Below are 24,698 nucleotides of genomic sequence, written 5' to 3'. Positions count from 1 at the left end.
GTGTGATTTATATCACATTTTTTGTTTTCATTATGAACTATAATGACAGTGAAAATATTAAAAAGGAGTTTTGCTGATATGTTAGACACAAAAACAATTGAAATTATTAAAAGCACCGTACCTGTACTTGAAAAACACGGTGAAGATATTACGAAAACCTTCTATAAACTATTGTTTACAAATCACCCTGAACTGCTGAACATTTTCAATCACGCAAATCAAAAACAGGGCCGTCAGCAAAGAGCACTTGCCAACTCAGTATATGCGGCTGCAAAATATATCGATAATCTCGAGGCTATTATTCCGGTTGTCACACAAATCGCACATAAACACAGATCATTGGGGATTAAACCTGAACATTATCCAATTGTGGGAGAGCACTTAATTCTTGCAATTAAGGAAGTACTGCAAGAGGCTGCAACTGAAGAAATTATTGAGGCGTGGGTTAAAGCATATGGTGTGATATCTGATGCATTCATCGGATTGGAAAAAAATCTTTATGAGGATACATCAAATAAGCCAGGAGGCTGGGATGACTTCAGAACTTTCACTGTGGCCAAAAAGGTGAAAGAAAGTGATGTGGTTACATCCTTCTACTTTACACCGGCTGATGGAGGAAATATTTCCACTTACCTTCCTGGTCAATATATTAGTGTAAAATTAACGATTCCTGGCGAAGAATACACACAAATCCGCCAATACAGCCTGTCTGATTCCCCGGAAAAGACTTATTACCGGATTTCTGTAAAGAAAGAAGAAGGCTTCTCGGAAAAGCCGGACGGAAAGGTTTCCAACTATCTTCATAATGATCTTAACGAAGGCGATCAAATAGATATTAGTGCTCCTGCTGGAGAATTTGTTCTGGAGAATGTGGATAAGCCTGTGGTTCTGCTTAGCGGCGGGGTAGGCATTACACCAATGCACAGCATGTTGCGTCATCTTGATGCAACAGGAGTAAATCATGAAACTATTTTTGTACATGCTGCACTTAATGGAAATGTACATGCCTTTACCGGCGAAGTTCAGGAGATTGAAAAGAATAATCCATTAGTTAAAACATATTTCTGCTATGAAAAGCCAACAGAAAAAGATAAAACCGAAAAAGTCTACAGCAAAGAAGGCTATATTACTTCTGAGTGGTTAAAAACAATCGTGCCAAATAAAGAAAGTATGGTTTATATGTGCGGTCCAGTTCCTTTCATGCAGGCTATGTATGAAGCATTACTTGATGCTGGTTTTAAAAAGGAAAATATCCGCTATGAATTCTTCGGTCCATCAATGCAATTAAAGGAAACTCAATCAGTTTAAAAATGTTATAAGCATGGCTCATTATTTTGAGCCATGCTTTAATGTGAAAAAACATTTATGACAACTGTAAAAAACACCTGGAATCGAGGCTGATTCCAGGTGTTTTTTCATTCATATATTATCTTCTGCGGTTGCGATTACGCAGGAACGTCGGGATATCCAACGTTTCTTCCGGCTGATGAGATTGGCTGCTTCTTACAGTTTCCTGTTGAGCTTCCTCTCTCTTTGGCTCACGCTTCATACTACTTCCCATATTTGGAGCAGATTTAGGCTGGCCGAATGATGGCCTCGTGGGCTTAGGCTGGATCACTTCTTCATTAAATCCCGTTGCAATGACCGTCACGACGATCTCATCTTTTAGATTTTCATTTATAACGGAACCGAAGATCATATTTACGTCCTGATCTGATGCCGAAGCAACAATGTCAGCAGCCTCCTGTACTTCATAAAGGCTTAGATTCGACCCGCCGGTAATATTCATTAAGACGCCTTGTGCTCCATCAATGGATGTCTCAAGTAAAGGAGATGAAATCGCTTTTTTCGCGGCTTCTGCTGCACGGTTTTCTCCTGCAGCAACACCAATTCCCATTAAGGCTGAACCTTTATTTGACATGATTGTTTTCACATCTGCAAAGTCAAGGTTAATTAATCCCGGGACAGCGATTAAATCGGAAATACCCTGAACACCCTGGCGAAGAACATTATCCGCTTCGCGGAATGCTTCAAGCATTGGAGTGCTTTTATCAACGATTTCTAATAGCCTGTCATTTGGAATGACGATCAGCGTATCAACCGCTTCCTTCATAGCAGCAATTCCGCCGGCTGCCTGAGTGGAACGCTTGCGGCCTTCAAAGGTGAATGGACGTGTAACGACACCAACAGTAAGAGCTCCTAAATCGCGTGCGATCTGGGCAATGACTGGCGCCGCTCCTGTTCCAGTTCCTCCTCCCATACCAGCAGTAACGAATACCATATCCGCACCTTTAAGAGCTTCTTCTACCTGCTCTTTACTTTCTTCTGCTGCTTTTTTGCCTACCTCAGGGTTGGCACCAGCCCCAAGTCCCCTTGTAAGCTTGCCTCCGATTTGCATTTTCACTTCTGCTTTTGATAAATTCAGCGCCTGTGCATCCGTGTTAACTGCAATAAACTCGACCCCTTGAACACCATGCTCAATCATTCTGTTTACTGCATTGTTACCGCCGCCTCCAACGCCGATGACTTTTATAGTTGCTAATGAATCCAAATTTGTATCAAATTCCAACATGACTTATCCTCCTAATTCGTCGACATTCCTAAGAACACCCTTATTTGATTCGCTTTTTAACGCACTCCCATAATGGGGCTGCAGTGCTTTTTCTATCCGCCGTTTGGCTTTCGATTCCGTTTCCCTAACCCTTGCGAATCAAATCAAGTTATTCGAAAAAGTATCCGAGGAACTTTTTAACTCTTGATGTGATCTTTTCTTCCGGCTGTTTTTCCGGCTTTGTTTTCGGTTGCGGTTGCGGTTTTTGCACTCGGTTATCTTTTGCTTCAGGGACAGTCACTGGCTGCTCCATTTTTCTGCCCTGTATTTTAGCATTCTTATATGCGAACTTAATCAATCCAACAGCAGTTGTGTACTGCGGTTCCCTTACTCCAATATAATCTGGAATGGCAATGCGGACTCTGTTCTGGAAAACATCCTGTGCCAGTTCAAGGATCCCCTGAGTGTTCGCAACCCCCCCAGATAATACATAGCCGCCAGGAAGATCTTTTGCACCCAGACGTTTCACTTCGTGCTGGATAAGATCAAAAATCTCTTCCATTCGCGCTTCAATAATATCTGAAATTTCCAGCTGATTAAATTGCTGATGCTGATCGCTTCCGATGATGGGCACACTGAATACCTCATCTTCAGATGCATGATCATAGAAAGCATAGCCATACTTTGTTTTAATTTTTTCTGCATCTTCTGTAGAAGTACGGAGCCCGATTGATAAGTCTTTTGTAATGTGGTCTCCACCTACAGGAAGGACACTGGTTGCTTTTAAATAACCATTTTCGAATATGGCAATGGTTGTGGAGCCGCCCCCAATATCAACAAGTGCAACTCCAAGATTTTTCTCATCCTTGGATAATGCGAATGCACCTGCCGCCAGTGGCTGAAGTGTAATATCCATGATTTCAAGGCCAGCGCGTTCCACACACCGCAGAGTGTTATGTAAGATCGTTTTTGATCCGGTAATAATGGTGCCTTCCATTTCCAGACGCACACCAATCATTCCTCGGGGATCACTGATCTCGTCCAATCCGTCGACAATAAACTGTTTTGGAATGACATCAATGATATCCCTTTCCGGCGGGATCGATACAACTTGTGCCGCATCTATAACTCTAGCAACATCTTCGTCTGTTATTTCCCTATTTTCACTCGAGACCGCGACAACACCATGGGATGGCTGAAGCATAACATGATTGCCTGTTATTCCCACAATCACATTTTTTATTTCCATACCTATCATTCTCTCAGCCTGTTCGATTGCCTTTTTAATAGAATGAACTGTTTCGTCTATATCAACAATAGAGCCCTTGCGCAGACCCTCTGAATGTACATTGCCAACACCAATAATATTTAAAGTGTCATTGACCATTTCCCCAATGATTACTTTCACACTGGATGTACCGATGTCAAGACTAACATATATTTCATTGCTGTTCATTCTCTGGCACCTCCTTTTTTTTGCTATTCCGAATATTGAACAACAATCATTTTTTGCTGTTATTTGTTTTAATAAGTTAGTTTATCTATAAAATTATTCGTCAAAACTAATATTTTCCCTTTTTTAAATATCATTTTTTTCTGTTTTTTCTCTGTTTTGAGACCATTTTGCAATCAATATTCTTCTGATGACTGCAATATTCTGGAATAGCCTGACCCCAAAAGCAAATACTGCTGCTAAATACAAGTCTACACCAAGATGCACACCCAGAAAAGCTAAACTTGCTGCCAGCAGGATGTTAAAAAAGAAACCGGAAACGAAAACTTTTTCATCATAAATGTTTTGAAGCTGCGCCCGAATGCCGCCAAATAGAGTATCCAATGCAGCAAGAACAGCGATGGACAGATAATTCGAGTATTCATCCGGCACTTTTATATCTGTCATAAGTCCAAGTATCACACCTATGATCAATCCTAAAACGGGAAGCCACATTATGATTTGCCTCCTTCATCAGGTTTCACAGGCTCCATATATCTGATTCTCAATGTCTCATCATATGCAGGAACAGTAATTGGCTCTGCAGACTTTTCCACCTTTACCCGGAGATTGTCAATAAAGAATTCTTCTGCAGATTTCGATACCTGCATGCGGTTAAAGAGCTTCTCTGCAGATTGAAAATTCTCAGTGATTACTTTCACTTCAATAGGCAGGGATTTTAAGGCATATCCGTCTATCATGGTCTCCCTGTTAATGTCCCTTATGACGGTAGTGTTGATGACCCTTCTGCCTCCAATGGATATGTGCATGGCATCATACATGTTTAACTCGTTGACCAGCCGCTTAAGTAAATCAGGGGAAACAGAATCAGCCTGCTTGCCCAGGAGCAGTTCTTCATGTACGGGTTCTATGGTTAAGATTATGCCAGGTCCAGACACTTCACTTAATCCGGCTTCCATTTTTAATTCCTCGAGCGTCTCACGAAGCACTTGTTCTTTGCTTTGCTTGCGCTTTGTTTCATATTGGGCAATTTTTTCTTCGTTTGAACTGATTTCACGCAAAAGTTTTAATTGCAGTTCCTTTTCTTTAAGGATGTCAGCTCTAAGCTCCCAAGTGTCTCTTGTATCCCGGACAGCAGGTTCCTTAACTGTTTGAAACTGTATGGCAATCATAAAGCCAATTACAACTGTTATAAAAGTAAAGCTGAACTTCTTTTTGCTGTCCACTTTAATTCCACCTTGCTTTCCCGAATAAATTATTCTGTGGACAAATTTTATACGAATGCTGGTTTGGCTTTACGAACCCAGTAAAGGTTCAATGATAATTTCGCCCTTTTCCTCTAAAGTGAATTGGATGTTTTCATCTACCAATGTATCTTTCACTCCGCCTGTCAGATTCAGGGCTGAAGAAAGAACTTCGGCATCACCAATAGCAGTAATGACAAAAGGGGCAGGGTGCTGATAGCCGTCTACTTCTATCACAGGCCCATTGCATACAATATATGAACTGTGAGAAAGCCTCTGCCCGTTTATGGCAACTGCGGAGGCACCGGAAATATAGAGCTCATTAATTACTTTAAAGACATGGTGTTCATGTACAATATAATTATTAATGTTATCTTCATCAGGATCATAATCGCCATCTGCAAGAGTAACTTCAACACCCTGGCCCTTTACTTTAACTTTCCCCAGATGCATCCTGTACTTCTCAGCATCCTCGGCTAGATTAAAATAAACCTGCGCTTCCTGTGATAGCTCCTTTTCAATATCAAGAACGTTTTCCTGCTTTTGATGTAATTCTTTTTGAAGAGCTCTGTTTTTTTCCTCCAGCTCAACAAGCTGATTACGGAGCTCCAGGTCTCTTTCCCATTGCTTCCCGCTTAATGCCGGCTTTTCTTCTTCTCCCTGTGTAAGGTGATAGGAAAAAGCCATCATGTAACCCAGCACGAGAAAGACCAGGGAGAATATTACATGATTACCCTTCACCTTCATTTTCTTCTTCAATCTCTTCAGCTCCCTCTTTTTCATAAGCTTTAAAATAAGAGCCTACTTCCAAGTCAATGACTCCCTTTTTTTCGGGATCCAGCTGGCTTATGATAGAAGGGTAGTGTGCCATTTTTTCTGAAAAACTTCTTAGTGTAGCGCTGACTTCAAAACCATCATTCATATACAAAGTAATATGATTAGAATCTGTCTTTTTTGGAGAGTGGTGGACTTCCGAAATTGAATTTAATACCTCTTCGGGCAGTGTTTCCAGTTCTCCGATCATCATATCAAGGATGTCACCCTCAGAAAAGCCATTTAGGATTGGTGCGTTAACAGGGATCTCTGCAGCTTTTTCATCCTTTAATATGCTCCCATTCTCCATAACAGGAAGGTAGTGCTTCTCTTTCGCTATGTAGGCAATGCGCTTTAATTCATCTACCTGTATAATTATTGTGCTAGGCAGCTGAATCTTAACAGTTGAAGATTTTATTTCAGGCAGCTCTTTAAGCTTACCCTCCATACCCTCTTCATCAACCTTCCAAATATTTGTTTTTTCAGTAACACCGCTGATTTGGATAATTTCTTCTTTATCATAAATTGAATTGCCGGATACTTTAATTTGTTTAATATGACTTAAGGGCGATTGAAAGTAGATAACTAAAACAATCAGCGAGAAAAAAAGCAGCAGCAAAAAGATCAGTCTTCTGTTCGCTTTCTTTTTTCTTTGCTGCTTAAGCTTCGGGATTCGATCCTCAAGCGAGACAACCTTACTTTTCTCCACATTTATCACCCCATCAAGAAAAGCGCAAGGACAATAAATTAAATTAATCAAATGGCTTGTCCAGCACAATTTATGCAACCAAAAAATTAGGGAAGAGAACGGCATGTGACACATGCCGTTAACACTGCATACACTGTTATCTAATTAATCATTATATCACAATAAATGGTATCTGTGAGGTATTATTTCCCGTTACTTTCGACCGATTATTTCCACTTCTGTCTCCATTTTTACTCCGTACATATCAAAGATTGTATCCTTAATATGCTGAATAAGCGCCAGGACATCTTCCGCTTTTGCATCTCCCGCATTCACGATGAAATTCCCATGCATATTGGAAATTTGAGCTCCTCCAATGGAGTGGCCTTTCAAGCCGGCTTTCTCAATGAGCTGACCGGCATATTCAGGGAGCGGGTTACGGAAAATACTGCCTGCACAAGGAAAGTTCCACGGCTGTGTTTCCTTCCTGTAATCCTTATTCTTTTGCATTGCGGAGGATATTTTTTCCCGGTCTCCCTCTGTAAGCTGAAAAACGGCCTCAAGAACAATTCCTGGACGCTTCTTTTGAAGAACGGAGGTTCTATAAGAAAATTCCATTTCTTCATTTGTGAGCCAGCCCATCTTCCCATCTTCAAAAAGAACATGTGCCTTTGTCAGAATTTGTGAAATATCTGAGCCGTGAGCACCTGCGTTCATATAAACTGCTCCGCCTACCGACCCGGGAATCCCGCTGGCAAACTCAAGTCCTGACAAGCCTTTTTTGCTGATTATGGTGGATAGAGCTACTAAAGAATAACCGCCGCCAGCTCTCAGCTCCGTTCCCTTAACATCCATGTGGTCCATCCCGCGGCCTAATTTAATGACCACGCCTTCTATGCCGCCATCAGATACGAGCAGATTCGATCCTCTTCCAATCGCTCTCCAGTTCAATTCAAATTGACGGATCAATTCCATCGCTTTTGCCAGGTTTTCTATGGAAGAAGGCTCAATAAACACATCGGCGGGACCGCCAATCTTCATTGTTGTATGATTAGCCATTGGTTCATTTTCTTTGATTGTTCCAATGTTTAATTCTTTAAGTTTGCTGATAAATTCGTCCATATTTACCTCCCTTTCTATTGATTCCAACCTAAATTTATTTATTCTATGCAAATTTACGATACAGGGCTACTTCCCGCTGCCTGAAACCAATTCTGCCATTAATTTGTAAAGTCTATTTGATGCATCGCGGATTCCCAGCTTTCTTGAAGCTTCCTTCATGCTATCCATTTTATCTTTATTGAGTATAATTCGGTCAATGCTATCAATAAGCTTTTTGCCTGTTAACTCTTTTTCAAGCAACAGCTCTGCAGCACCATGGTCACTAAGCGCCCTTGCATTTTTCTCCTGGTGGTTATTTGTAACATATGGGCTTGGGATTAATATGCTTGGTATGCCTAAAGAAGTTATTTCTGCCAATGTAGTGGCTCCTGCACGTGATACGACAAGGCTGGCTCCTGCCAGCACTTCTGGCATATTGTGAATAAATGGTTTGATTATCACGTTTTCAGGATTCCCCACGAGTTCTACTTCTTTTTGTACATCATCATAATGCACATCACCTGTTATATAAAGAACCTGATATGGCTTTTCACCAAGCTCAGCCAGTGTTTTTAATACTGCATCATTTATTGGTCTTGCTCCTCTGCTGCCGCCAAAAATTAACACAGCAGGAACACCTGTCTTTAATCCTGCAGACAGCCTTCCCCTGATTCCATCCTGTCCCAAAACCTCTGATGCACGCGGGTTCCCTGTCATGACGGTTTTAGTTTCCGGAAAAAAGGCCTTTGCTTCTTCAAAACAAACTGCAATTTTATCTACATACCTGCTTAAGAATTTATTGGTTAATCCAGGGACGCTGTTTTGCTCATGAATAATGGTTGGGACCCCAAGCTTGGAAGCAGCATATACCACAGGTCCGCATACATATCCGCCTGTTCCGATAACAACATCCGCCTTAAATTCCTTAAGCATCTTTTTGCTGTCACGAACGCCTTTCAGGAACCTTAAAACAGTTTTCACATTATCCAGAGAGATTTTTCTTTTAAAACCGGTTATATGTATTGATTTAAAAGGGATATTTTCACGATTCACAATCGTGTTTTCAAGCCCTTTTTCAGTTCCAATATATAAAAATTCAGCATCCTTATGTTCTTTCTGAATTTGTCTTATAAGCGCAAGTGCCGGATATATATGACCGCCAGTTCCTCCGCCGCTAACAGCAATTTTCATTCTTTCACCTCATAAAAGAGTAATAATCTATAGTATTCCTTTGTAAGCCCTCGGTAAATAATTATGAAGGCCAACAGCGCGTTGGAGTTCAAACACTCCCCCTCAATTCCCTATTCTACTATATTCAAAACAAATAGATAGGAACGAACATCATAATGTTAAAGAAATGTAATAAAGTGCAAAATTGCAAAGAAGTTTGATAATTCCACGTGCCGGATTTGTTGTTGCTTCCAAAAAAGAAACCCTGCTTCACAGGGTTTCCTAAAATGCATGTTATTAATGCGCTAGTACCTTGCATATCTGCTAATATTAAGCAGAACCCCTATAGCCATTAGCATCAGTGTCAGGGAAGACCCCCCGTAGCTCAGAAATGGAAGCGTGATTCCCGTAACAGGCATCAGACCTGTTACAACCCCTATGTTGATCATTACCTGTATAGCGACCATGGCTATAATCCCAACAGCCAAAAAACTCCCATATAAATCAGGGGCACCAAGAGCAATGCGGATGCCTCGCCATAAAAGAAGGGCAAATAACAATATGACAAAAGATCCGCCAATAAACCCAAGCTCCTCAGCTAAAATGGCAAAAATAAAATCTGTCTGCGGTTCAGGAAGATAGAAAAACTTTTGTCTGCTCTGTCCCAGACCAAGGCCAAACAGCCCTCCAGGCCCAATTGCATATAAGGATTGGATAATCTGGAAACCGCTGCCCAGCGGATCCTCCCATGGGTCAAGAAAGGATGTTATCCTCTTTATTCTGTAAGGGGCTGACAGAACCAGTGCCACAAATCCGGCCAGACCCGCAGCGGCAAACCAGACAAAGTGGCTGATTCTGGCCCCTGCAATGAAAATCATGACAACACAGGTCCCCACCATTACAGTTCCTGTCCCTAAATCAGGCTGCAGCATAATTAATCCAAATGCTAAAAACACCAGCCCTAAAGATGGTACAAGGCCTTTTCGGAAAGAAGTGATCAGCTTTTGTTTTTCGGAGAGGAATTTTGCCATAAACACAATCATGGCAAGCTTCATAAACTCCGAAGGCTGTATGGAAAATGCACCAACGCCAATCCAGCTCCTCGAACCGTTTCTCACGTTTCCTACACCCGGAACCAGCACCAGAAGCAAAAGCACAAAACAGATGATGATTAACACTTTTGCCCAAGTTCTCCAGGTCCAATAATCCACATTCATAATAAAAAACATCGCAATAATTCCAACTCCGGCAAAAAGCATTTGCCTTTTCGCAAAAAAGAAAGAATCGTCAAATTTATAATCCGCCCAAATTGCACTGGCACTGTATACCATAGTCAATCCTACAGCAAGCAGCGTTAAGGTGACGATCATTAATATAAAATCGGGAGTGGTTTTTTTAGCCGGCAACGAAAACACCTCGAATGCAAGTTTTAGGGCTGTCAAAATAGAACAATATGCCCTGCCAAAATAAGCTTATCCGCTTTCCGGCAGTCTTTTGTATCTATTTAAAGCTCTAAATGCCACGCGAGGAAGTTCAATGCCTTTGCTGAAAGTTTCTTAGTCCCGCAGACAAGCCCTTAACTAAGTTTATGCACCGCATCTATAAACATGTCTCCCCGAACCTCAAAAGTTTTATATTGGTCCCAGCTTGCACAGGCAGGAGAAAGAAGAATCACATCTCCCGGCTCCGAAAGCTTGAAGGCTGCAGGTACGGCGTTTTCAACATTATCGACACGCTCAATTGTTTTTATTCCCGCTTCCATTGCTGCTTTTTCAATCTTTTCAGCAGTTTGGCCAAAGGTTACCAGAGCCTTTACCTTTTTAAGAGATGGGATGAGTTCATCAAAGCTATTTCCGCGGTCAAGACCTCCTGCTAGAAGAAGAACAGGCTGATCAAATGCTGCGACCGCATTCTTCGTTGCAAGGATGTTCGTTGCTTTAGAATCATTATAAAATTTCCTGTTTTGATATTCCCCAACATATTGCAGGCGATGCTTTACACCTGTAAACGAACCCAGAACCCGCCTGATGGCTTCATTCCCGACTCCTGTCAGCTTGGCAGCTGCCACTGAGGACAGGATATTCTCTAAGTTGTGCTCCCCTGGCAATGAAACATCTTTTCTTTCGATCACTTGTTCATCATTAAAATAAATCCAGCCATCTTTCACATATGCACCTTCAGACAGCACTTTGGAAGTCGAAAAAGGAATGATCTGAGCCTTTGAGCGGGCAGCCGCTTCCAATACTTTATCCTGGTCGGCATTGACAATGAAATAATCCTGTTCAGTCTGATTCATCGTAATGTTTGCTTTGGCTGCATGGTATTCTTCTCTTGTGCCATGGTAATCCAAATGGGCATCATATAAATTGGTCAAAATGGCAATTCTCGGCCTGAAATCCCGAATGCCCATCAGCTGAAACGATGAAAGCTCAATCACGATATTGTTTTCTTCCGCGGCATCCTGGGCAACTTCGGAAGCTACTGTACCAATGTTTCCAGCGATCAGTGGCATCTTGCTCCCTTCCTGAAGCATTTCAAAAACAAGTGTTGTGGTTGTCGTTTTTCCGTTTGTGCCAGTAATCGCAATAAAAGGAGCTTCAGAAACCTGATAGGCAAGCTCCACTTCTGTAATAACCGGTATGCCCTTTTCAAGGGCTCCTTTTATCATTGGATTATGATATGGTATACCGGGATTTTTTACGATCAGCTCAAACCCCTCTTCAAGGAGTTCAATGGGATGCCCACCGCATATAACCGTAATCCCCTGCTCAAGCAGTCCTTGTGCTTCAGGATTCTCTGCAAGCGGCTTATAATCATTGACAGTCACAAATGCTCCTAGCTTATGTAAAAGGGAAGCTGCACTCACTCCGCTTTTCGCCAGTCCCAATACTAATATTTTCTTATGTCGATAGCGATTGATTTCTTTCACTTACACCCACACCTCAATATAAATTCCTAAGATTGCAAACAATAACCCAACCGTCCAGAACGTAACAACAACCCGCCATTCAGACCAGCCTACCAATTCATAATGATGGTGAAGCGGGCTCATGCGAAAAATCCGTCTGCCGGTGGTTTTAAAAGAGGCAACCTGCAGAATAACAGATAATGTTTCAATAACAAAAACCCCGCCGATAATAATCAGGATGATTTCAAGCTTTGTCAGGATGGCTATGGTCGCAATAGCACCCCCAAGAGCCAGTGAACCTGTGTCTCCCATAAACACTTTTGCAGGATGGGCGTTAAAGACAAGGAAACCCAATACTGCTCCAACTACTGCTACAGAAAAAATGGATACTTCAAATTGGGATTGATTCCAGGCCAGTACTGCAAATGCTCCAAAAGCGATTGCGGCCGTCCCGGAGACAAGTCCATCAAGTCCATCTGTCAGATTGACAGCATTCGAGAATCCGACCAGCCAGAAAATAATAAATAAAACATATCCCCAGCCCAAATCAACCGAAATATCTGTCAGTGGAATATGTACTTCTGTTGATAAGTCATTCTGCTTATAAACAAAATAAAAAATCACGGAAATAATAATCTGGCCCAGAAGCTTCTGTTTTGAAGTCAGGCCTAAATTACGCTTCAATACCACTTTAATAAAATCATCCAGAAAACCGAGGAGTCCAAACCCCAGGGTAACCAGAAGCAGCAAATATGTTTCTACTGCAGGCTGTGAAAATTTACCGGTCATAAATAAAGTGGTCACCGTGACGGATAGAAGAATCATAATTCCGCCCATTGTCGGAGTACCTGTCTTCTTCATATGGGATTTCGGGCCTTCTTCACGGATGCTTTGCCCAAATTTTAACCTTCTCAGGAAGGGAATAAATATGGGAGACAGCAATACCGTAATTAAAAAACCTGCCAATATTGTGAAAAAAATAACTTGCTCCATCATACTTATCCCCTCCTTTCGCGTTTGGCATTACCCGCAGTTTCCGCTAATCTTGCAGCCATTACAGCAATATCATATGTTGTTTCTTTTTCTTTAAGACTTTCTTCATCCGAAATAAGGAAATTAGTTGTGTTCATCTTTTCTTCTGCTTTACTTAATTTATTAATATATAATTCCATGATATCCTTTAAGCCTTTCGTTAAGTCGTTAGTATAAAAAATAGGGAAATGATTCGGGGTGTATGACGGCGTTTCGGCATTCTTATTCCAGATTGCAGCAACAGCCCCTCTTTCAATAGCTTCCTTCAGATTTCCGTCTTCCCCGAAAGGAATATAAATTCCTTTTGGCTGCAGGTCAGAAGAGGACGATGCCACGGTATGAAATTCCAGCTCATGATCCTTTATTCCTTTGACTGCCGGAAACAATTCCGCTAAATCCTGATACGTCAAATACATTTTATCGCTCCTCTATAGCCTCTTTTGCCACCAGACGGTCATCAAAATCAAAAACATGGCTGCCTACAATCTGATAGGTCTCATGACCCTTTCCTGCTATTAAAATAACGTCTCCTGCACTGGCTTTTTTCACCGCATAGTGAATGGCTTCTTTTCGATCGACGATTACTTTATAACTTTCTTCTTTTACTCCCTCTTCCATATCCCTCAGGATTTGGATCGGGTCTTCACTTCTCGGATTGTCTGAAGTAAAGATTGGGTCTGTACTGTACTGGCATGCAATTTCAGCCATAAGCGGACGTTTGGATCTGTCTCTGTCTCCTCCGCAGCCCACGATGGCGAAAATGCGCTTCTGTGCAAATTGCTTTACTGTTTCCAGTGCATTTTTCAGGCTGTCCGGAGTATGTGAATAATCAACGATCACAGAAAAATCCTGGCCTGCATCTACGGTTTCAAATCTGCCGGCTACACCTTTAACTTCTTCTGCAGATTTAATGATTTGAGAGATTGATATCCCTGCAGCGATACCTGCTCCAATACTGGCAAGGACGTTATAGATGCTGAACTTGCCTATCATTTTTAAAGAAACTTTATGCTTTCCGAATGGAGAGATTAAGTCAAATTCCGTACCGGCAGCAGTCATTTGAATATTAACGGCCCGCAGATTAGCTTCCTGATCAATTCCATAGGAAATGACATGAGCAGCCGTCGATTTTTCATATTCTGCAGAAGCAGGGTCATCTGAATTTAAAATGGCATACTTCGGTTCTCCATGATTATAGGAGCTTCCAAGCTGGGCAAACAACAGCCCTTTTGCTCTCCTGTATTCATCCATCGTTTTATGATAATCCAGGTGATCCTGTGTCAGGTTCGTAAATACGGCTATATTAAAATCACAGCCATGAACACGGCCTTCAACAAGTGCATGAGAAGACACTTCCATTACAGCTGAATCCACACCGGCATCTGCCATTTTTCTAAATGTGCTTTGCAGAGTCAGGCTTTCAGGAGTAGTATTTTTCACTTCAAAAGTTTCATCGGCAATCTTCGTATACATCGTGCCAATTAAGCCGGTCTTTCTTCCTGCGTCTGCAAGAATCTTTTCAATTAAATGACTTGTTGTTGTTTTGCCATTAGTCCCTGTTATGCCAATTAAATGAAGCTGCTTGCTCGGCTGTCCATAAAAAGCATCAGCCAGCACGGCCAACGCCCGTTTTGTATTTTTAACTACTATAACCGGGATATCCAAGTCCAGTTCTTTTTGGGCAACAACAGCTGCTGCACCTTTTTCGGCAGCAGAAGCTGCAAAATCATGGCCATCTACCGTATAGCCCTCAATGCAAACAAACAGACTTCCAGGCAGAACTTTCCGGTTATCGTTAACAATCGCTGTGATTTCAGGGTTTTCACCTTTATATGTCATATAAGGCTGTAAAAATCGCAGCAGTCTATGTAATTCCATCTTTACCATTCCTCTCATGTTAAAACAGAGCAAACTATTCCCTTTTTTAATGAAACTGGTCAAAATAAATAAATATAATCAAAACAACATTCTAAATGATGGCGATATATATTGTACAGGATAATTGCTTTTTTAGCTATTTTATATATAGAAGCAGAACCACGAAAGTATGTTACAGTTTCCTTACAAACAAAAAAATTCAGGCGGCGCAGAGGAAGCCGCCCTCATTCCTTATCTTATTTATTATCAAAATACAGGCGGATCGTTGAACCTTCTTTTAACTTAATGCCCGGCTGCGGCGTTTGTTTTACCACCGTATTCCCTGTCCCGCTGGCATCAATTTTCAGGTTAAGATATAGTTCCCCAAGGTCTTTCTTTGTCATACCTACCATATCAGGAACCTCAATCATTGGGGAATCCATCCATGTCAGCTCTTTTTCAATTTGATTTTTGCGGGGCTTTACACCCATCGCACGCAGGCTGTCCCCCATGATTTCCCCTACAATCGGAGCAGCAACAACACCCCCAAATTGAACGGTTCCTTTTGGATTATCCACAGCCACATACACGACGAGCTGAGGATCATCAGCAGGTGCAAACCCTATGAATGATACGATATGGTTATTTTCCAGGTACCGGCCATTTTGCGCTTTTTGTGCAGTCCCCGTTTTCCCCCCAACACGATATCCATCAACGAACGCTTTTTTTCCTGATCCTTTTGCCACAACTGACTCAAGCGCTTTGCGGATTTCATCAGATGTTTCCTTTGAAATTACTTTTCTTTTTGCATCAGGCGATTTTTTCATCAATACTTCACCTGTTGCTGGATTTATAAGCTCTTTTGCTATATAAGGCGTATATAATGTTCCCCCATTAACCGCAGCTGAAATGGCTGCTACCTGCTGAATCGGGGTAACGGAAACCCCCTGACCAAAAGCAGTGGTTGCCTGCTCGACTGGGCCAACCCGATCGAGATTAAACAGGATCCCTTTCCCCTCTCCCTGAAGGTCGATACCGGTCTTTTCGCCGAACCCGAAGTCCCGGATATATTTAAATAGTGACTCTTTGCCTAATCTTTCACCCAGCTCTACAAAGCCGGGATTGCAGGAATTCTGTACTACTTCAAGATAAGTCTGACTGCCATGTCCGCCTTTTTTCCAGCATCTCAGTCTGGCACCGCCAACTTCAACAGATCCCGGGTCGTGGAAATGATCTTTTTCCAAATTTACCTTTCCCTCTTCTAATGCAGCTGCCAGAGTAATGATTTTAAATGTTGAACCTGGCTCGTATGTACTCCATATCGGCAGATTACGGTTGTAGATCTCAGGAGGAACATTTTTAAAATTCGCCGGGTCAAAATCCGGTCTGCTGGACATCGCAAGAACCTCTCCATTATTTGGATTCATGGCAATTGCAATTATTCCATCAGGATTATATTCCGCCTGAGCTATATCAAGCTCCCTTTCTACAATAGTCTGTATCTTTGAATCGATGGTAAGCTTTAAGTCCATTCCATCAACCGGCGGTTTATAGTCATCCGCCATATCGTTCATGCGCTCTCCCTTTGCATTCGCATAAAACTTAACAGAACCCTTTTTCCCTTTTAGCTTTTCATCATAATATAACTCAAGGCCCATAAGACCCTGATTATCAATACCCGCAAACCCCAGAACATGCGATAGGTAATTACCGAAAGGATAATGGCGTTTTGAATCTTCACCAATGTAAATTCCTTCAATACCCAATGCACGGATTTCTTTCGCTTTTTCATGGGAAATCTTTCTGCCTTGAGGAATCTTCACACTTGATGCCTTTTTGGTGATAAGCTCGTAGGCTTTTTCCTTTGACATATTCAGTACTGCAGCCAATTTCTCTGCAGCATCTGCAGGATCTTTGATTTGTCTGGGTACAACATAGACAGTTGGAGCACTGACATTCGTAGCCAGTGGAACACCATTTCGGTCAACGATTTCTCCTCTTTCCGGTTCGAAGGGGATATCTCTGCTCCAGAGCTCCTTTGCGCCATCTGTAAGCATATTCCCCAGAAAAAACTGAACATATCCCAGACGCAAATCAATTATAAAAAAAACGAGAATACCAACAAACAACGCTGCAGTCAGCCGTTTTCGAACGGTTACATTTGAAACACGCATCTACGGACGAACCTCCTTAAATTATGGCTCGTTCCAATATATGCTTGTACCAAAACGAATAGAACGCACTGCCGCACATCCGGCAGTACGTTCCCCAATTAATCAAGCACTGTTTCCTCTTCTTCCTGCTGCTCTTCTGATTTGAGGTTCTCCTCATTATATTTCTCAGCAGGATGCTCTAGTTCGACTATTAAATAGTCACCTTCCCTAAGTACAGAACCGGCTTTTAGATTTTGTTTCACCACATATCCGCTTCCAACAGTATTAAGCTTTAAGTCAGCAAGCTTCGCTACCTTCATGACGTCCCTTAGAGACCATCCAGACATATCAGGCACTGTTAATTCACCATCTGTCTTTAAAATCACTCGTTCGCCTTCAAGCAAATTGTACATATTGCCAGGGACCTGCCTTTGTATCTTGGTGCCCTTTCCCAGCACTATTGCCTCAAATCCGGATTTTTTTAAATGTGCTTTTGCTTCCTCAACTGTTTTTCCTTCAACTTCAGGCGCATGTTCCGAGTTTGCCTTTAGTTCTTTTGCCGGTTCTATATTTAAATATTGCAGACTGCTTTTCATTACCGGTGTAAAAATCTTAGCAACAGGTTCTGCACCATTTGTACTGAGATCAATTTCCGGCTGCTGGACCGCTACATAGATGATCAGTTCAGGATCATCTTTTGGCGCCATTCCTAAAAACGAGAAGATGAAATTCTCATGACCTGTTAAATATCCCCCGCCATTTGGATCGGGGATTTGGGCAGTCCCCGTTTTTCCGGCAACCTCGTAGCCTTCGATATTATACCTTTTATAACCTGTTCCTTTTTCAGAAGACACAACTGTTTCAAGGATATCCCTGGCTTTCTTTGCCGTTTCTGCAGAAATAGGATTTCCCTTCACCTTCGGCTTTGTTTTTTTCACGACTTCCTTTTTATCGCTATCAACAATACTGCTGATTACATGCGGCTGCATCATTTTGCCGTCATTCGCGATGGCAGTGGCTGCCTGTATCTGCTGAATAGGCGTAATGGCCGAACCTTGTCCAAATCCCGTAGTTACCTTATCAAGCGGCCACTCATAAGCGATCTTTCCGCCCGTTTCATTCGGCAGGTCAATTCCCGTCGGACTTTCAAAACCAAACTTTGTTATATATTCCCTGTATTTTTCATACCCAAGTTTTTCTTTCACTATTTTGGCAAAAGCCACATTCGATGAACGCTGAACACCTTCAAGATAAGTAATCGATCCCCAGCCGCGTCCCTGATTATGGTCCCGTATAGCCGGTGAATTTTCGGTCACTTTATAACTTCCTGATTTATACCATTCATTCGGATCAAACTCACCCTCCTCAATGGCAGCAGCCAAAGTAAAAATCTTCATGGTTGATCCGGGTTCAAATGAGTTCTCAATCACTTCATTATGCCAGGTGTCTTCGATGCCTTCCTTTGTTTTAGGATGAAAGGATGGCCTCTGTCCCATAGCCAAAATTTCACCTGTTTTAGCATCAGCGACTACTGCAACCATTTTTTTCGGCTGATATTCCTCGTCTACTTTATTCATAGAATCTTCGAGAAAAGTCTGGATCTTCTTATCGATCGTAAGATACACATCTTTGCCATTTTGAGCAGGCTGGATTTTTTGATCTCCATTAGGAAGCAGATAGCCCCATATATCACTTTCATAGCTGAATTTCCCATCTTTTCCTGTGAGCACCTTATTTAAGCTCTGCTCGAGGCCCAGCATCCCGACTGTATCGGTCTTATTGGTTTTTGATTTTTTCTTTTCAACATACCCGACTAAATGCGAGGCGAAGACCCCATTTGGATAAAACCGCTTGGAATCTGTTATGAATGTAATCCCGGGCAATTTCATATCTTCTATTTCTCTTTTTGTCTTTAACGGAAGATCGCGGCCCTCTTTTCCAAATTCAACCTGGAATGGTTTATCTCCATCTTTTGTTTTCTTTGTTAAAATCCTGTAAATCTCTGACTCTTCCAGGTCAATAACTTTCGAAAGCGCGGCTGCTGTTTTTCCGGGGTCTTTCACATAATCAGGTTTCATGTCTTTGTCCAGGATTGCTACAAGCTTGTAAGAAATCGTATCCTCGGCAATGACCTCTCCATTCCGGTCATAAATGGTGCCCCTTTTGGCCTGAATGGTCTTTTCGCGTTCATATTTCTGCTGGGCTTTAGCCGCAAGTGCGTGGCCTGCTGCCTCACCTGTTGCCTGAATAGAAACAAAGCGAAAAATTAATACAAAAAAGAGCAGGCTGAATATTAAAAATAATATCGCTGCTCCAAAATTGATATTTGGCTGTTTCTTCATTAATCTTCCACGACCTTGACATTATTTCCGCTGAATTTGAGACCCATTGCTTCAGCTTTCGCTTTAATGCGTTCGTATGTACTTAATTCGCTCACTTGCATGCTAAGATCTGTATTCACTTTGGTCTGCGTTTGGATTGCTTCTTCTGTTTGCTGAATTTCTTTGTTTACTTCGTAAATGGCCGCCTGATTTGAAACCATTTGCACTGCACCAAAACAAACAATGCCAGTGAAAGCAAGTCCCAGTATTTTCTCGCCGGGGGAAAGCCAGGACTTTTTTGTTTTTAATTTCTTTGGGGCCTGTACGGGCTGGGTTTGAACATCAAATTGTTTTTCTTCCTGTATTTTTCGGGCTAAATTGCTCATAATTCCCCTCCTGTAATTTTATTCTCTATTCGATTAAAGCTTTTCTGCTATTCTCAGCTTTGCGGACCTTGCTCGATTATTATGTTCCAGCTCTTCCTCTGAAGGCAGAATCGGCTTTCTGTTAATTAACTTTAAGATTGGTTTATATTCATCTGGAATAATCGGCAGGCCAGGAGGCAGATTTGGTGTTTCGCTGGCTTTTTTTAAGGCAGCTTTACAAATTCGGTCCTCCAGTGAGTGAAACGTAATTACGCTGATTCTTCCATTGGGATTTAATATGTCAATAGCCTGGTGCAGAGAATCTTCAAATACACCTAGTTCATCATTAACAGCTATTCTGATTGCCTGAAAAACACGCTTGGCGGGATGTCCGCCTTTTCGCCTGGCAGGTGCAGGAATGGCCTCTTTAATAATTTCTACCAGCTGGCCTGTTGTTTCTATTGGAGAAACTTCCCTTGCCGCTTCAATTTTCCTCGCAATTTGCTTTGAGAATTTCTCTTCTCCATACCTGAAGAAGATTTTCACAAGTTCACCATATTCCCAGCTGTTTACCACATCATAAGCGGAAATATCAGCACCGGTATCCATTCTCATATCAAGCGGGGCATCATTATGATAACTGAATCCTCTTTCAGGTGTATCCAGCTGAGGTGAAGAAACGCCAAGATCATATAAAACACCATCCACTTTAGAAACACCAAGGTTTTCAAGCTCTTCTTGAAGATACTTAAAATTACTTTTGATAATCGTGATTCTGTCACCATATTCAGCCAGTTTTTCTTTCGCGTGTGCAATTGCTGTGTCATCCTGGTCAAATGCGTATAGCTTTCCTTTTTCAGACAGCTGGGAAAGAATTAATTTACTGTGGCCTGCTCCGCCCAGCGTACAATCCACATACACACCATCTGGATGGATGTTTAAGCCTTCTACTGTTTCTTTTAATAGTACTGTTGTATGTTCAAACATTGTTGAATGAATCCACCTTTCCAATCAGAGAAGCACAAGACGCAATGTAAGCATCCGGAGCTAAACAAGTATCTTTGTTTCACGGGAAATTATATTACTAAAACATTCCCATTATATATCAAACCCAATCATATTTTCCGCAATATCAGCAAAAGATTCCTCTGATTCTGCAAAATAATCTTCCCAAAGATTTTTGCTCCATATCTCGATCCGATTGGAAACGCCCAGCACTACACATTCTTTTTCCAATTTTGCATATTGCAGAAGTGGGGAAGCAATATTTATTCTTCCTTGCTTATCTATTTCACATTCAGTGGCACCTGAAAAGAAAAAACGGGTAAAAGCACGGGCATCTTTTTTAGTAAGGGGAAGGCCTTTTAATTTCTCTTCAAGCTGCCTCCACTCATCCATGGGGTAGCCAAACAAACATTGATCAAGCCCGCGTGTCAAAACAAATGTTTCACCCAGGTTATCACGAAACTTGGATGGCACGATGAGACGGCCTTTGTTATCAACGTTGTGATGGAACTCACCCATGAACATACCCACTGCACCCACTTTCTAACTCAAATGTACCACAATCCCCCACTTTCCTCCACATGTTTTTAATTATTCTACCACTACATTTAAAATCCTGCTTCCTATAAGGCATTCACGCATTTTCCGTTCGTCTTTTTATTACATTTTCTTTAAACTCTTTACTGTTTTTTCACAAGGTTTTTCAAGGGGTAAATGCCAGGCGATAAAGAGGTTTCACCTTCTTTTTCATATAGAAAAGGACCTTATCCGAATGGATAAGGTCCTTAGAATAATGGCGAATATTAAATTTTTATGACTTTGTGTGTCCCATCAAAATCAAACGAGAAATGGAGCAATTCTTCAAGAAAATCTGTCCCATATTTATTAAGGTAATACAGAATATTCCACACTCTCTCCTGAGGAATGCCGCCCGGTCTAAGGGAGTTTTCAGCTTTTTCATATTTTTTAATGACCACATCATATTTTTGCTGTATGGATTTCTGTATTTTATTCTCCATGAAATCTATCTGCTTTAATAAAAGCTCTTCATTTTTCTTCAACAGTGGAAGAAGGGCACTAACATCTTTTAATGTAAGCTCTTCAATAAGCTCATAATTTTGTTTTAACTGCTCTTTTGTTTTACGGAACTGGTCTTCTATGCTTTCATTTTTAGTACTCTCTAGATAAACTTCCTTCACTTCTTCTGTTCCTGAAATGAGCACAGACTGTAAATCAAGTCCTAATTCGTCCAAATCACTTTCTACAGACCTTTCTAAAAAAGTTATATTTAAACGTGGCATAATAGGAGGCATTTTCATCCCAAACCATTCAAATGCCATTTTCAGTTCTGCCCAATAAGCAATTTCGCCAGGCCCGGCTATAAAGCCAAGAACCGGAAACAGGCATTCCTGAGTGATCGGTCTTGTCACAACATTATTGCTGAGTCTTTCCGGATGAGTTTCTGCAATCTCCAGAAGCTCATTCATGGTAAATTCATGGAAGCATTCCTTACCTGTAAATACCTTTTTATCCTGATTGAACTCCAGTAGAATCCTTTCCTTATGCTTTTCATCATAATAGAACAGGTTGGCAGCATTATCACTTAAATCAATGGCATTTGGAAATCCCGAATTCTCCAGGTGTTGCTGCTGGCTTTTCACACGGTTTGTGATTTCTTCAAAGCCTTTGATCTGTTTGCCGAAAATACAGCTTTCAAGTTTGCGGAGCCTTTGGTCCCCGGAATCAACCAGAAGAAGCCCTGTTTCTTTAAATAGATGCATGATAATGCCTGCAAAGAAATCCACATACGTATGGGAGTGCATAATTATTTCTTCCAATATCAAAAGGATATTTTTTGTATGTTCGGTCTCTCCAAAAGTTTCAATGATGTCTTCCACCCATGCCCTGCACTTTTCACCGTTCAAAGGGACATTTGATACCATTTTCTTCTCCAGGACTTTTTCAGGATAAGTCATTTTTTCCAATTTATTATTCTTCTCGATGAAAATGTGATTTACTTCCTGATAGTCATGATCCTCGCCTGCAATCCAGAAAACAGGTACAACTGGAATACCCAGCTTACTTTCCTGCTGTTTTGCAAGATGAATGATTGAGATGATTTTATGTATAGTATAAAGAGGTCCCGTCAAAATCCCTGCCTGCTGCCCTCCGATAATCACAGCACTATTTTCTTGCTTAAGCTTATTTAGCGAGTCATGAACTGCCGGGGAAGAAGGAAAACGATCCATAAACTCTCCAATATATTGAGAAAGTTCTTTTCTCATAAACGAACGGCCCTTCAGTTCAGCTAACCTTGCTTTATAATCAGAATCCGAATTATAACGATAGTGGAAAAACTGCATAAGTTCTTCTGTTTGTGCAATATAATCTGTTGCAAACCGGTTTGTTGCCGGTAATGAGAGATTAAGAATCTCCATTAATGAACTTCCTTTCTCATAGCTGATCAATTTTGATTTTCATCTTATGAGTATAGCATTGTCTTAATTGAAAAGAAAAAAACTTTGCTTACCTAAATGCTTCAATTCTAAATGTTAAATCATAATGTTTATAAACCTGTTTATTAAGGTATGAAAACAACGGAAGTTACCCTTTGAACAAGACCGATTAGCATCAAAATGATATAAGCAGTTAAATAGAGCAGGAAATTAAATCTCCAGAATCCTTTAAATAAGATACGCATATTAATTTCATGCTTAATTCTCCAATGAATGATAATAAAAATGACAGCTGTAATGAGCAGGGATAGAATAATCATCCAGAGAAAAGATTTGTCCCAGATAACAATAATTAAATAGTGAACCGACAATATAAATAAAAAAGTGCTTACATCTAAGGCAATATGTACAGATTTTTTATGTTTTTTTGTAATTTGTTTGCTGATTATAAAAACAGCCAGATACCCGAGCAGCGGTATAGTCACCAGTGTTGCAATCAGGCTTGAGAACACAGTGTTCAACTTATTTCCCCCTCTCCCTGCCTTTAATCTGACAATAAAGACTTTCTGTATACGGAGCAGACATCTTCTTCATTTCAGCTTCCTTGAGGATATAGCCTAAAATAGCATCTATCTCAGTTTCCCTGCCTTCTTCAATATCCTTAAGCATCGAGGATCTGTTCATCGCTGTTTCCTCACAGACACTTTTCACGTGGCTTAAAGCAGCTGTCTTATCAGTGATATTTAATATGGCACTTACTTCGTCAAACAACTTTAAAAATAGCTGATAATAATATTTATTCGAAAGCAGTTCACCATTTCTAACACGGAGAACTGCAGTGAGAGGGTTGATCAGACTGTTGACGATTAATTTTTGAATTAGCATTTCCAGATGATCTCCGATGAAAGTAAATGGAAAAAAGCAAGATGCCGAATCGGATATTTTCCTCAAAAAATCCATATCTCCCTTTAATGCTGCCACTTTTGTGACTCCAACCCCCGTATGCAGCACAGTATCAGACTCCGTCTTTAAAGCACCATGCTCAACGCTGCCCACAAAAAGGTTATCAGCTTCCAGCATTTCTGCCCACTTCAAGTGCCCCATCCCATTTTGCAGAAACAAAAATGATCCGGATTTGCAAGCATTCATCTTCAATAAATCTTTTGTCAATTCAGGAATACTGTATTGCTTAACCGCAATGATTGTTAAATCCTCTTCCCCCTTCCACTCACTAAAATGGCACGCCTTAATGCGGGTATTGCTGAGGATTCCATTTCTCTCGATTGTAAGTCCATTTTCGCGAAGCATATTCAGCTGATCGCTGTTTCTAACATAGATAAGCACATCATGATTTTCATTTAAGTAATGGGCAAACAGAAGGCCGACAGCGCCTCCTCCGATAATAGCTATTTTCATAACAGACTCCACCATTTTTACTTTTTAAACATATTTTAACAAAATAAGATAAATTCATGGGTAAAATGGAATATATTTTTAACATGAAATCTAATAGTTATTTCTTAATTCCATTTTCCATCCTTTAAATCCTTTAAAAAAAACCCTTTTTCGAAAATCGAAAAT

Annotated in this window: 22 protein-coding genes; 1 reads left to right on the top strand and 21 read right to left on the bottom strand. The window is 41.0% G+C overall.

Features of this window, described 5'->3' with window-relative positions:
- Positions 1 to 78 precede the first annotated feature (78 nt).
- The gene (hmpA, locus tag CHI10_RS00110) at positions 79 to 1,308 is read left to right on the top strand and encodes an NO-inducible flavohemoprotein (RefSeq protein WP_095242283.1); all 1,230 of its coding nucleotides are present in this window, start codon (positions 79 to 81) and stop codon (positions 1,306 to 1,308) included.
- A 118-nt stretch (positions 1,309 to 1,426) separates the two neighbouring features.
- Here the strand turns inward: hmpA and ftsZ are convergent, their stop codons facing one another.
- The 21 genes from ftsZ to CHI10_RS00005 all read right to left on the bottom strand — a co-directional run bounded on the left by ftsZ (position 1,427) and on the right by CHI10_RS00005 (position 24,533).
- Complete coding sequence (ftsZ, locus tag CHI10_RS00105) at positions 1,427 to 2,572, bottom strand: cell division protein FtsZ (RefSeq protein WP_095242282.1); 1,146 nt, start codon at positions 2,570 to 2,572, stop codon at positions 1,427 to 1,429.
- 148 nt (positions 2,573 to 2,720) lie between these two features.
- On the bottom strand, positions 2,721 to 4,007 hold the full coding sequence (gene ftsA, locus CHI10_RS00100; RefSeq protein ID WP_095242281.1) for a cell division protein FtsA: 1,287 nt from the start codon (positions 4,005 to 4,007) through the stop codon (positions 2,721 to 2,723).
- A gap of 123 nt (positions 4,008 to 4,130) precedes the next feature.
- The gene (locus tag CHI10_RS00095) at positions 4,131 to 4,499 is read right to left on the bottom strand and encodes a small basic family protein (protein WP_019381715.1); all 369 of its coding nucleotides are present in this window, start codon (positions 4,497 to 4,499) and stop codon (positions 4,131 to 4,133) included.
- Positions 4,499 to 5,230, bottom strand: coding sequence for a DUF881 domain-containing protein (locus tag CHI10_RS00090; RefSeq protein WP_095242280.1), 732 nt, complete (start codon positions 5,228 to 5,230; stop codon positions 4,499 to 4,501). Before CHI10_RS00090 ends, CHI10_RS00095 begins: the two co-directional genes overlap by 1 nt.
- Before the next feature lie 69 nt (positions 5,231 to 5,299).
- Entirely contained in the window at positions 5,300 to 6,031 is a 732-nt protein-coding gene (locus tag CHI10_RS00085; RefSeq protein WP_095242279.1) for a DUF881 domain-containing protein, read from the bottom strand.
- Positions 5,979 to 6,770, bottom strand: coding sequence for a cell division protein FtsQ/DivIB (locus CHI10_RS00080; protein ID WP_076255631.1), 792 nt, complete (start codon positions 6,768 to 6,770; stop codon positions 5,979 to 5,981). Before CHI10_RS00080 ends, CHI10_RS00085 begins: the two co-directional genes overlap by 53 nt.
- A gap of 192 nt (positions 6,771 to 6,962) precedes the next feature.
- Positions 6,963 to 7,871, bottom strand: coding sequence for a UDP-N-acetylmuramate dehydrogenase (murB, locus tag CHI10_RS00075; RefSeq protein ID WP_095242278.1), 909 nt, complete (start codon positions 7,869 to 7,871; stop codon positions 6,963 to 6,965).
- 66 nt (positions 7,872 to 7,937) lie between these two features.
- Entirely contained in the window at positions 7,938 to 9,041 is a 1,104-nt protein-coding gene (gene murG, locus CHI10_RS00070) for an undecaprenyldiphospho-muramoylpentapeptide beta-N-acetylglucosaminyltransferase (protein ID WP_095242277.1), read from the bottom strand.
- Between the two features lie 284 nt (positions 9,042 to 9,325).
- Positions 9,326 to 10,426, bottom strand: coding sequence for a stage V sporulation protein E (gene spoVE, locus CHI10_RS00065; RefSeq protein WP_048007890.1), 1,101 nt, complete (start codon positions 10,424 to 10,426; stop codon positions 9,326 to 9,328).
- 170 nt (positions 10,427 to 10,596) lie between these two features.
- Positions 10,597 to 11,949, bottom strand: coding sequence for a UDP-N-acetylmuramoyl-L-alanine--D-glutamate ligase (gene murD / locus CHI10_RS00060; protein ID WP_095242276.1), 1,353 nt, complete (start codon positions 11,947 to 11,949; stop codon positions 10,597 to 10,599).
- Positions 11,950 to 12,924: a phospho-N-acetylmuramoyl-pentapeptide-transferase gene (mraY, locus tag CHI10_RS00055; protein WP_095242275.1), complete on the bottom strand. Its 975-nt coding sequence runs from the start codon at positions 12,922 to 12,924 to the stop codon at positions 11,950 to 11,952. It abuts the gene before it with no gap.
- A 2-nt stretch (positions 12,925 to 12,926) separates the two neighbouring features.
- Positions 12,927 to 13,376, bottom strand: a complete 450-nt coding sequence (locus CHI10_RS00050; protein WP_095242274.1) for a hypothetical protein — start codon at positions 13,374 to 13,376, stop codon at positions 12,927 to 12,929.
- A gap of 1 nt (position 13,377) precedes the next feature.
- Positions 13,378 to 14,838, bottom strand: coding sequence for a UDP-N-acetylmuramoyl-L-alanyl-D-glutamate--2,6-diaminopimelate ligase (locus CHI10_RS00045; RefSeq protein ID WP_095242273.1), 1,461 nt, complete (start codon positions 14,836 to 14,838; stop codon positions 13,378 to 13,380).
- 236 nt (positions 14,839 to 15,074) lie between these two features.
- Positions 15,075 to 16,991: a stage V sporulation protein D gene (locus tag CHI10_RS00040; RefSeq protein WP_095242272.1), complete on the bottom strand. Its 1,917-nt coding sequence runs from the start codon at positions 16,989 to 16,991 to the stop codon at positions 15,075 to 15,077.
- Positions 16,992 to 17,089: 98 nt separating this feature from the next.
- A complete protein-coding gene (locus CHI10_RS00035) occupies positions 17,090 to 19,312 on the bottom strand; it encodes a penicillin-binding protein (protein ID WP_095242271.1) in 2,223 nt (740 codons plus the stop codon).
- The gene (ftsL, locus tag CHI10_RS00030; RefSeq protein ID WP_095242270.1) at positions 19,312 to 19,677 is read right to left on the bottom strand and encodes a cell division protein FtsL; all 366 of its coding nucleotides are present in this window, start codon (positions 19,675 to 19,677) and stop codon (positions 19,312 to 19,314) included. The genes CHI10_RS00035 and ftsL overlap by 1 nt, the downstream gene beginning before the upstream one ends.
- A gap of 33 nt (positions 19,678 to 19,710) precedes the next feature.
- On the bottom strand, positions 19,711 to 20,643 hold the full coding sequence (gene rsmH, locus CHI10_RS00025) for a 16S rRNA (cytosine(1402)-N(4))-methyltransferase RsmH (protein ID WP_095242269.1): 933 nt from the start codon (positions 20,641 to 20,643) through the stop codon (positions 19,711 to 19,713).
- A gap of 111 nt (positions 20,644 to 20,754) precedes the next feature.
- Complete coding sequence (gene mraZ, locus CHI10_RS00020) at positions 20,755 to 21,186, bottom strand: division/cell wall cluster transcriptional repressor MraZ (protein WP_009330903.1); 432 nt, start codon at positions 21,184 to 21,186, stop codon at positions 20,755 to 20,757.
- Between the two features lie 278 nt (positions 21,187 to 21,464).
- Positions 21,465 to 23,099, bottom strand: coding sequence for a bacillithiol biosynthesis cysteine-adding enzyme BshC (gene bshC, locus CHI10_RS00015; RefSeq protein WP_095242268.1), 1,635 nt, complete (start codon positions 23,097 to 23,099; stop codon positions 21,465 to 21,467).
- Positions 23,100 to 23,242: 143 nt separating this feature from the next.
- Positions 23,243 to 23,629, bottom strand: coding sequence for a DUF3397 domain-containing protein (locus CHI10_RS00010; RefSeq protein WP_311315724.1), 387 nt, complete (start codon positions 23,627 to 23,629; stop codon positions 23,243 to 23,245).
- A 10-nt stretch (positions 23,630 to 23,639) separates the two neighbouring features.
- On the bottom strand, positions 23,640 to 24,533 hold the full coding sequence (locus tag CHI10_RS00005; protein ID WP_095242267.1) for a 2-dehydropantoate 2-reductase: 894 nt from the start codon (positions 24,531 to 24,533) through the stop codon (positions 23,640 to 23,642).
- Between the last annotated feature and the right edge of the window lie 165 nt (positions 24,534 to 24,698).

It is taken from the genome of Bacillus sp. 7894-2 (assembly GCF_002272225.1).
Classification (GTDB): Bacteria; Bacillota; Bacilli; order Bacillales; family Cytobacillaceae; genus Cytobacillus.
This window is presented reverse-complemented; position numbering and strand designations above follow the sequence as displayed.

Coding starts and splice junctions, on each gene's coding strand:
- ftsZ (WP_095242282.1), bottom strand. CDS start 2,572: ATGTTGGAATTTGATACAAATTTGGATTCATTAGCAACTATAAAAGTC.
- CHI10_RS00035 (WP_095242271.1), bottom strand. CDS start 19,312: ATGAAGAAACAGCCAAATATCAATTTTGGAGCAGCGATATTATTTTTA.
- mraY (WP_095242275.1), bottom strand. CDS start 12,924: ATGATGGAGCAAGTTATTTTTTTCACAATATTGGCAGGTTTTTTAATT.
- rsmH (WP_095242269.1), bottom strand. CDS start 20,643: ATGTTTGAACATACAACAGTACTATTAAAAGAAACAGTAGAAGGCTTA.
- CHI10_RS00085 (WP_095242279.1), bottom strand. CDS start 6,031: ATGAAAAAGAGGGAGCTGAAGAGATTGAAGAAGAAAATGAAGGTGAAG.
- bshC (WP_095242268.1), bottom strand. CDS start 23,099: ATGGAGATTCTTAATCTCTCATTACCGGCAACAAACCGGTTTGCAACA.
- CHI10_RS00040 (WP_095242272.1), bottom strand. CDS start 16,991: ATGCGTGTTTCAAATGTAACCGTTCGAAAACGGCTGACTGCAGCGTTG.
- murB (WP_095242278.1), bottom strand. CDS start 7,871: ATGGACGAATTTATCAGCAAACTTAAAGAATTAAACATTGGAACAATC.
- ftsL (WP_095242270.1), bottom strand. CDS start 19,677: ATGAGCAATTTAGCCCGAAAAATACAGGAAGAAAAACAATTTGATGTT.
- mraZ (WP_009330903.1), bottom strand. CDS start 21,186: ATGTTCATGGGTGAGTTCCATCACAACGTTGATAACAAAGGCCGTCTC.
- ftsA (WP_095242281.1), bottom strand. CDS start 4,007: ATGAACAGCAATGAAATATATGTTAGTCTTGACATCGGTACATCCAGT.
- murG (WP_095242277.1), bottom strand. CDS start 9,041: ATGAAAATTGCTGTTAGCGGCGGAGGAACTGGCGGTCATATATATCCG.
- CHI10_RS00050 (WP_095242274.1), bottom strand. CDS start 13,376: ATGTATTTGACGTATCAGGATTTAGCGGAATTGTTTCCGGCAGTCAAA.
- CHI10_RS00095 (WP_019381715.1), bottom strand. CDS start 4,499: ATGTGGCTTCCCGTTTTAGGATTGATCATAGGTGTGATACTTGGACTT.
- hmpA (WP_095242283.1), top strand. CDS start 79: ATGTTAGACACAAAAACAATTGAAATTATTAAAAGCACCGTACCTGTA.
- CHI10_RS00045 (WP_095242273.1), bottom strand. CDS start 14,838: ATGGAATTACATAGACTGCTGCGATTTTTACAGCCTTATATGACATAT.
- CHI10_RS00005 (WP_095242267.1), bottom strand. CDS start 24,533: ATGAAAATAGCTATTATCGGAGGAGGCGCTGTCGGCCTTCTGTTTGCC.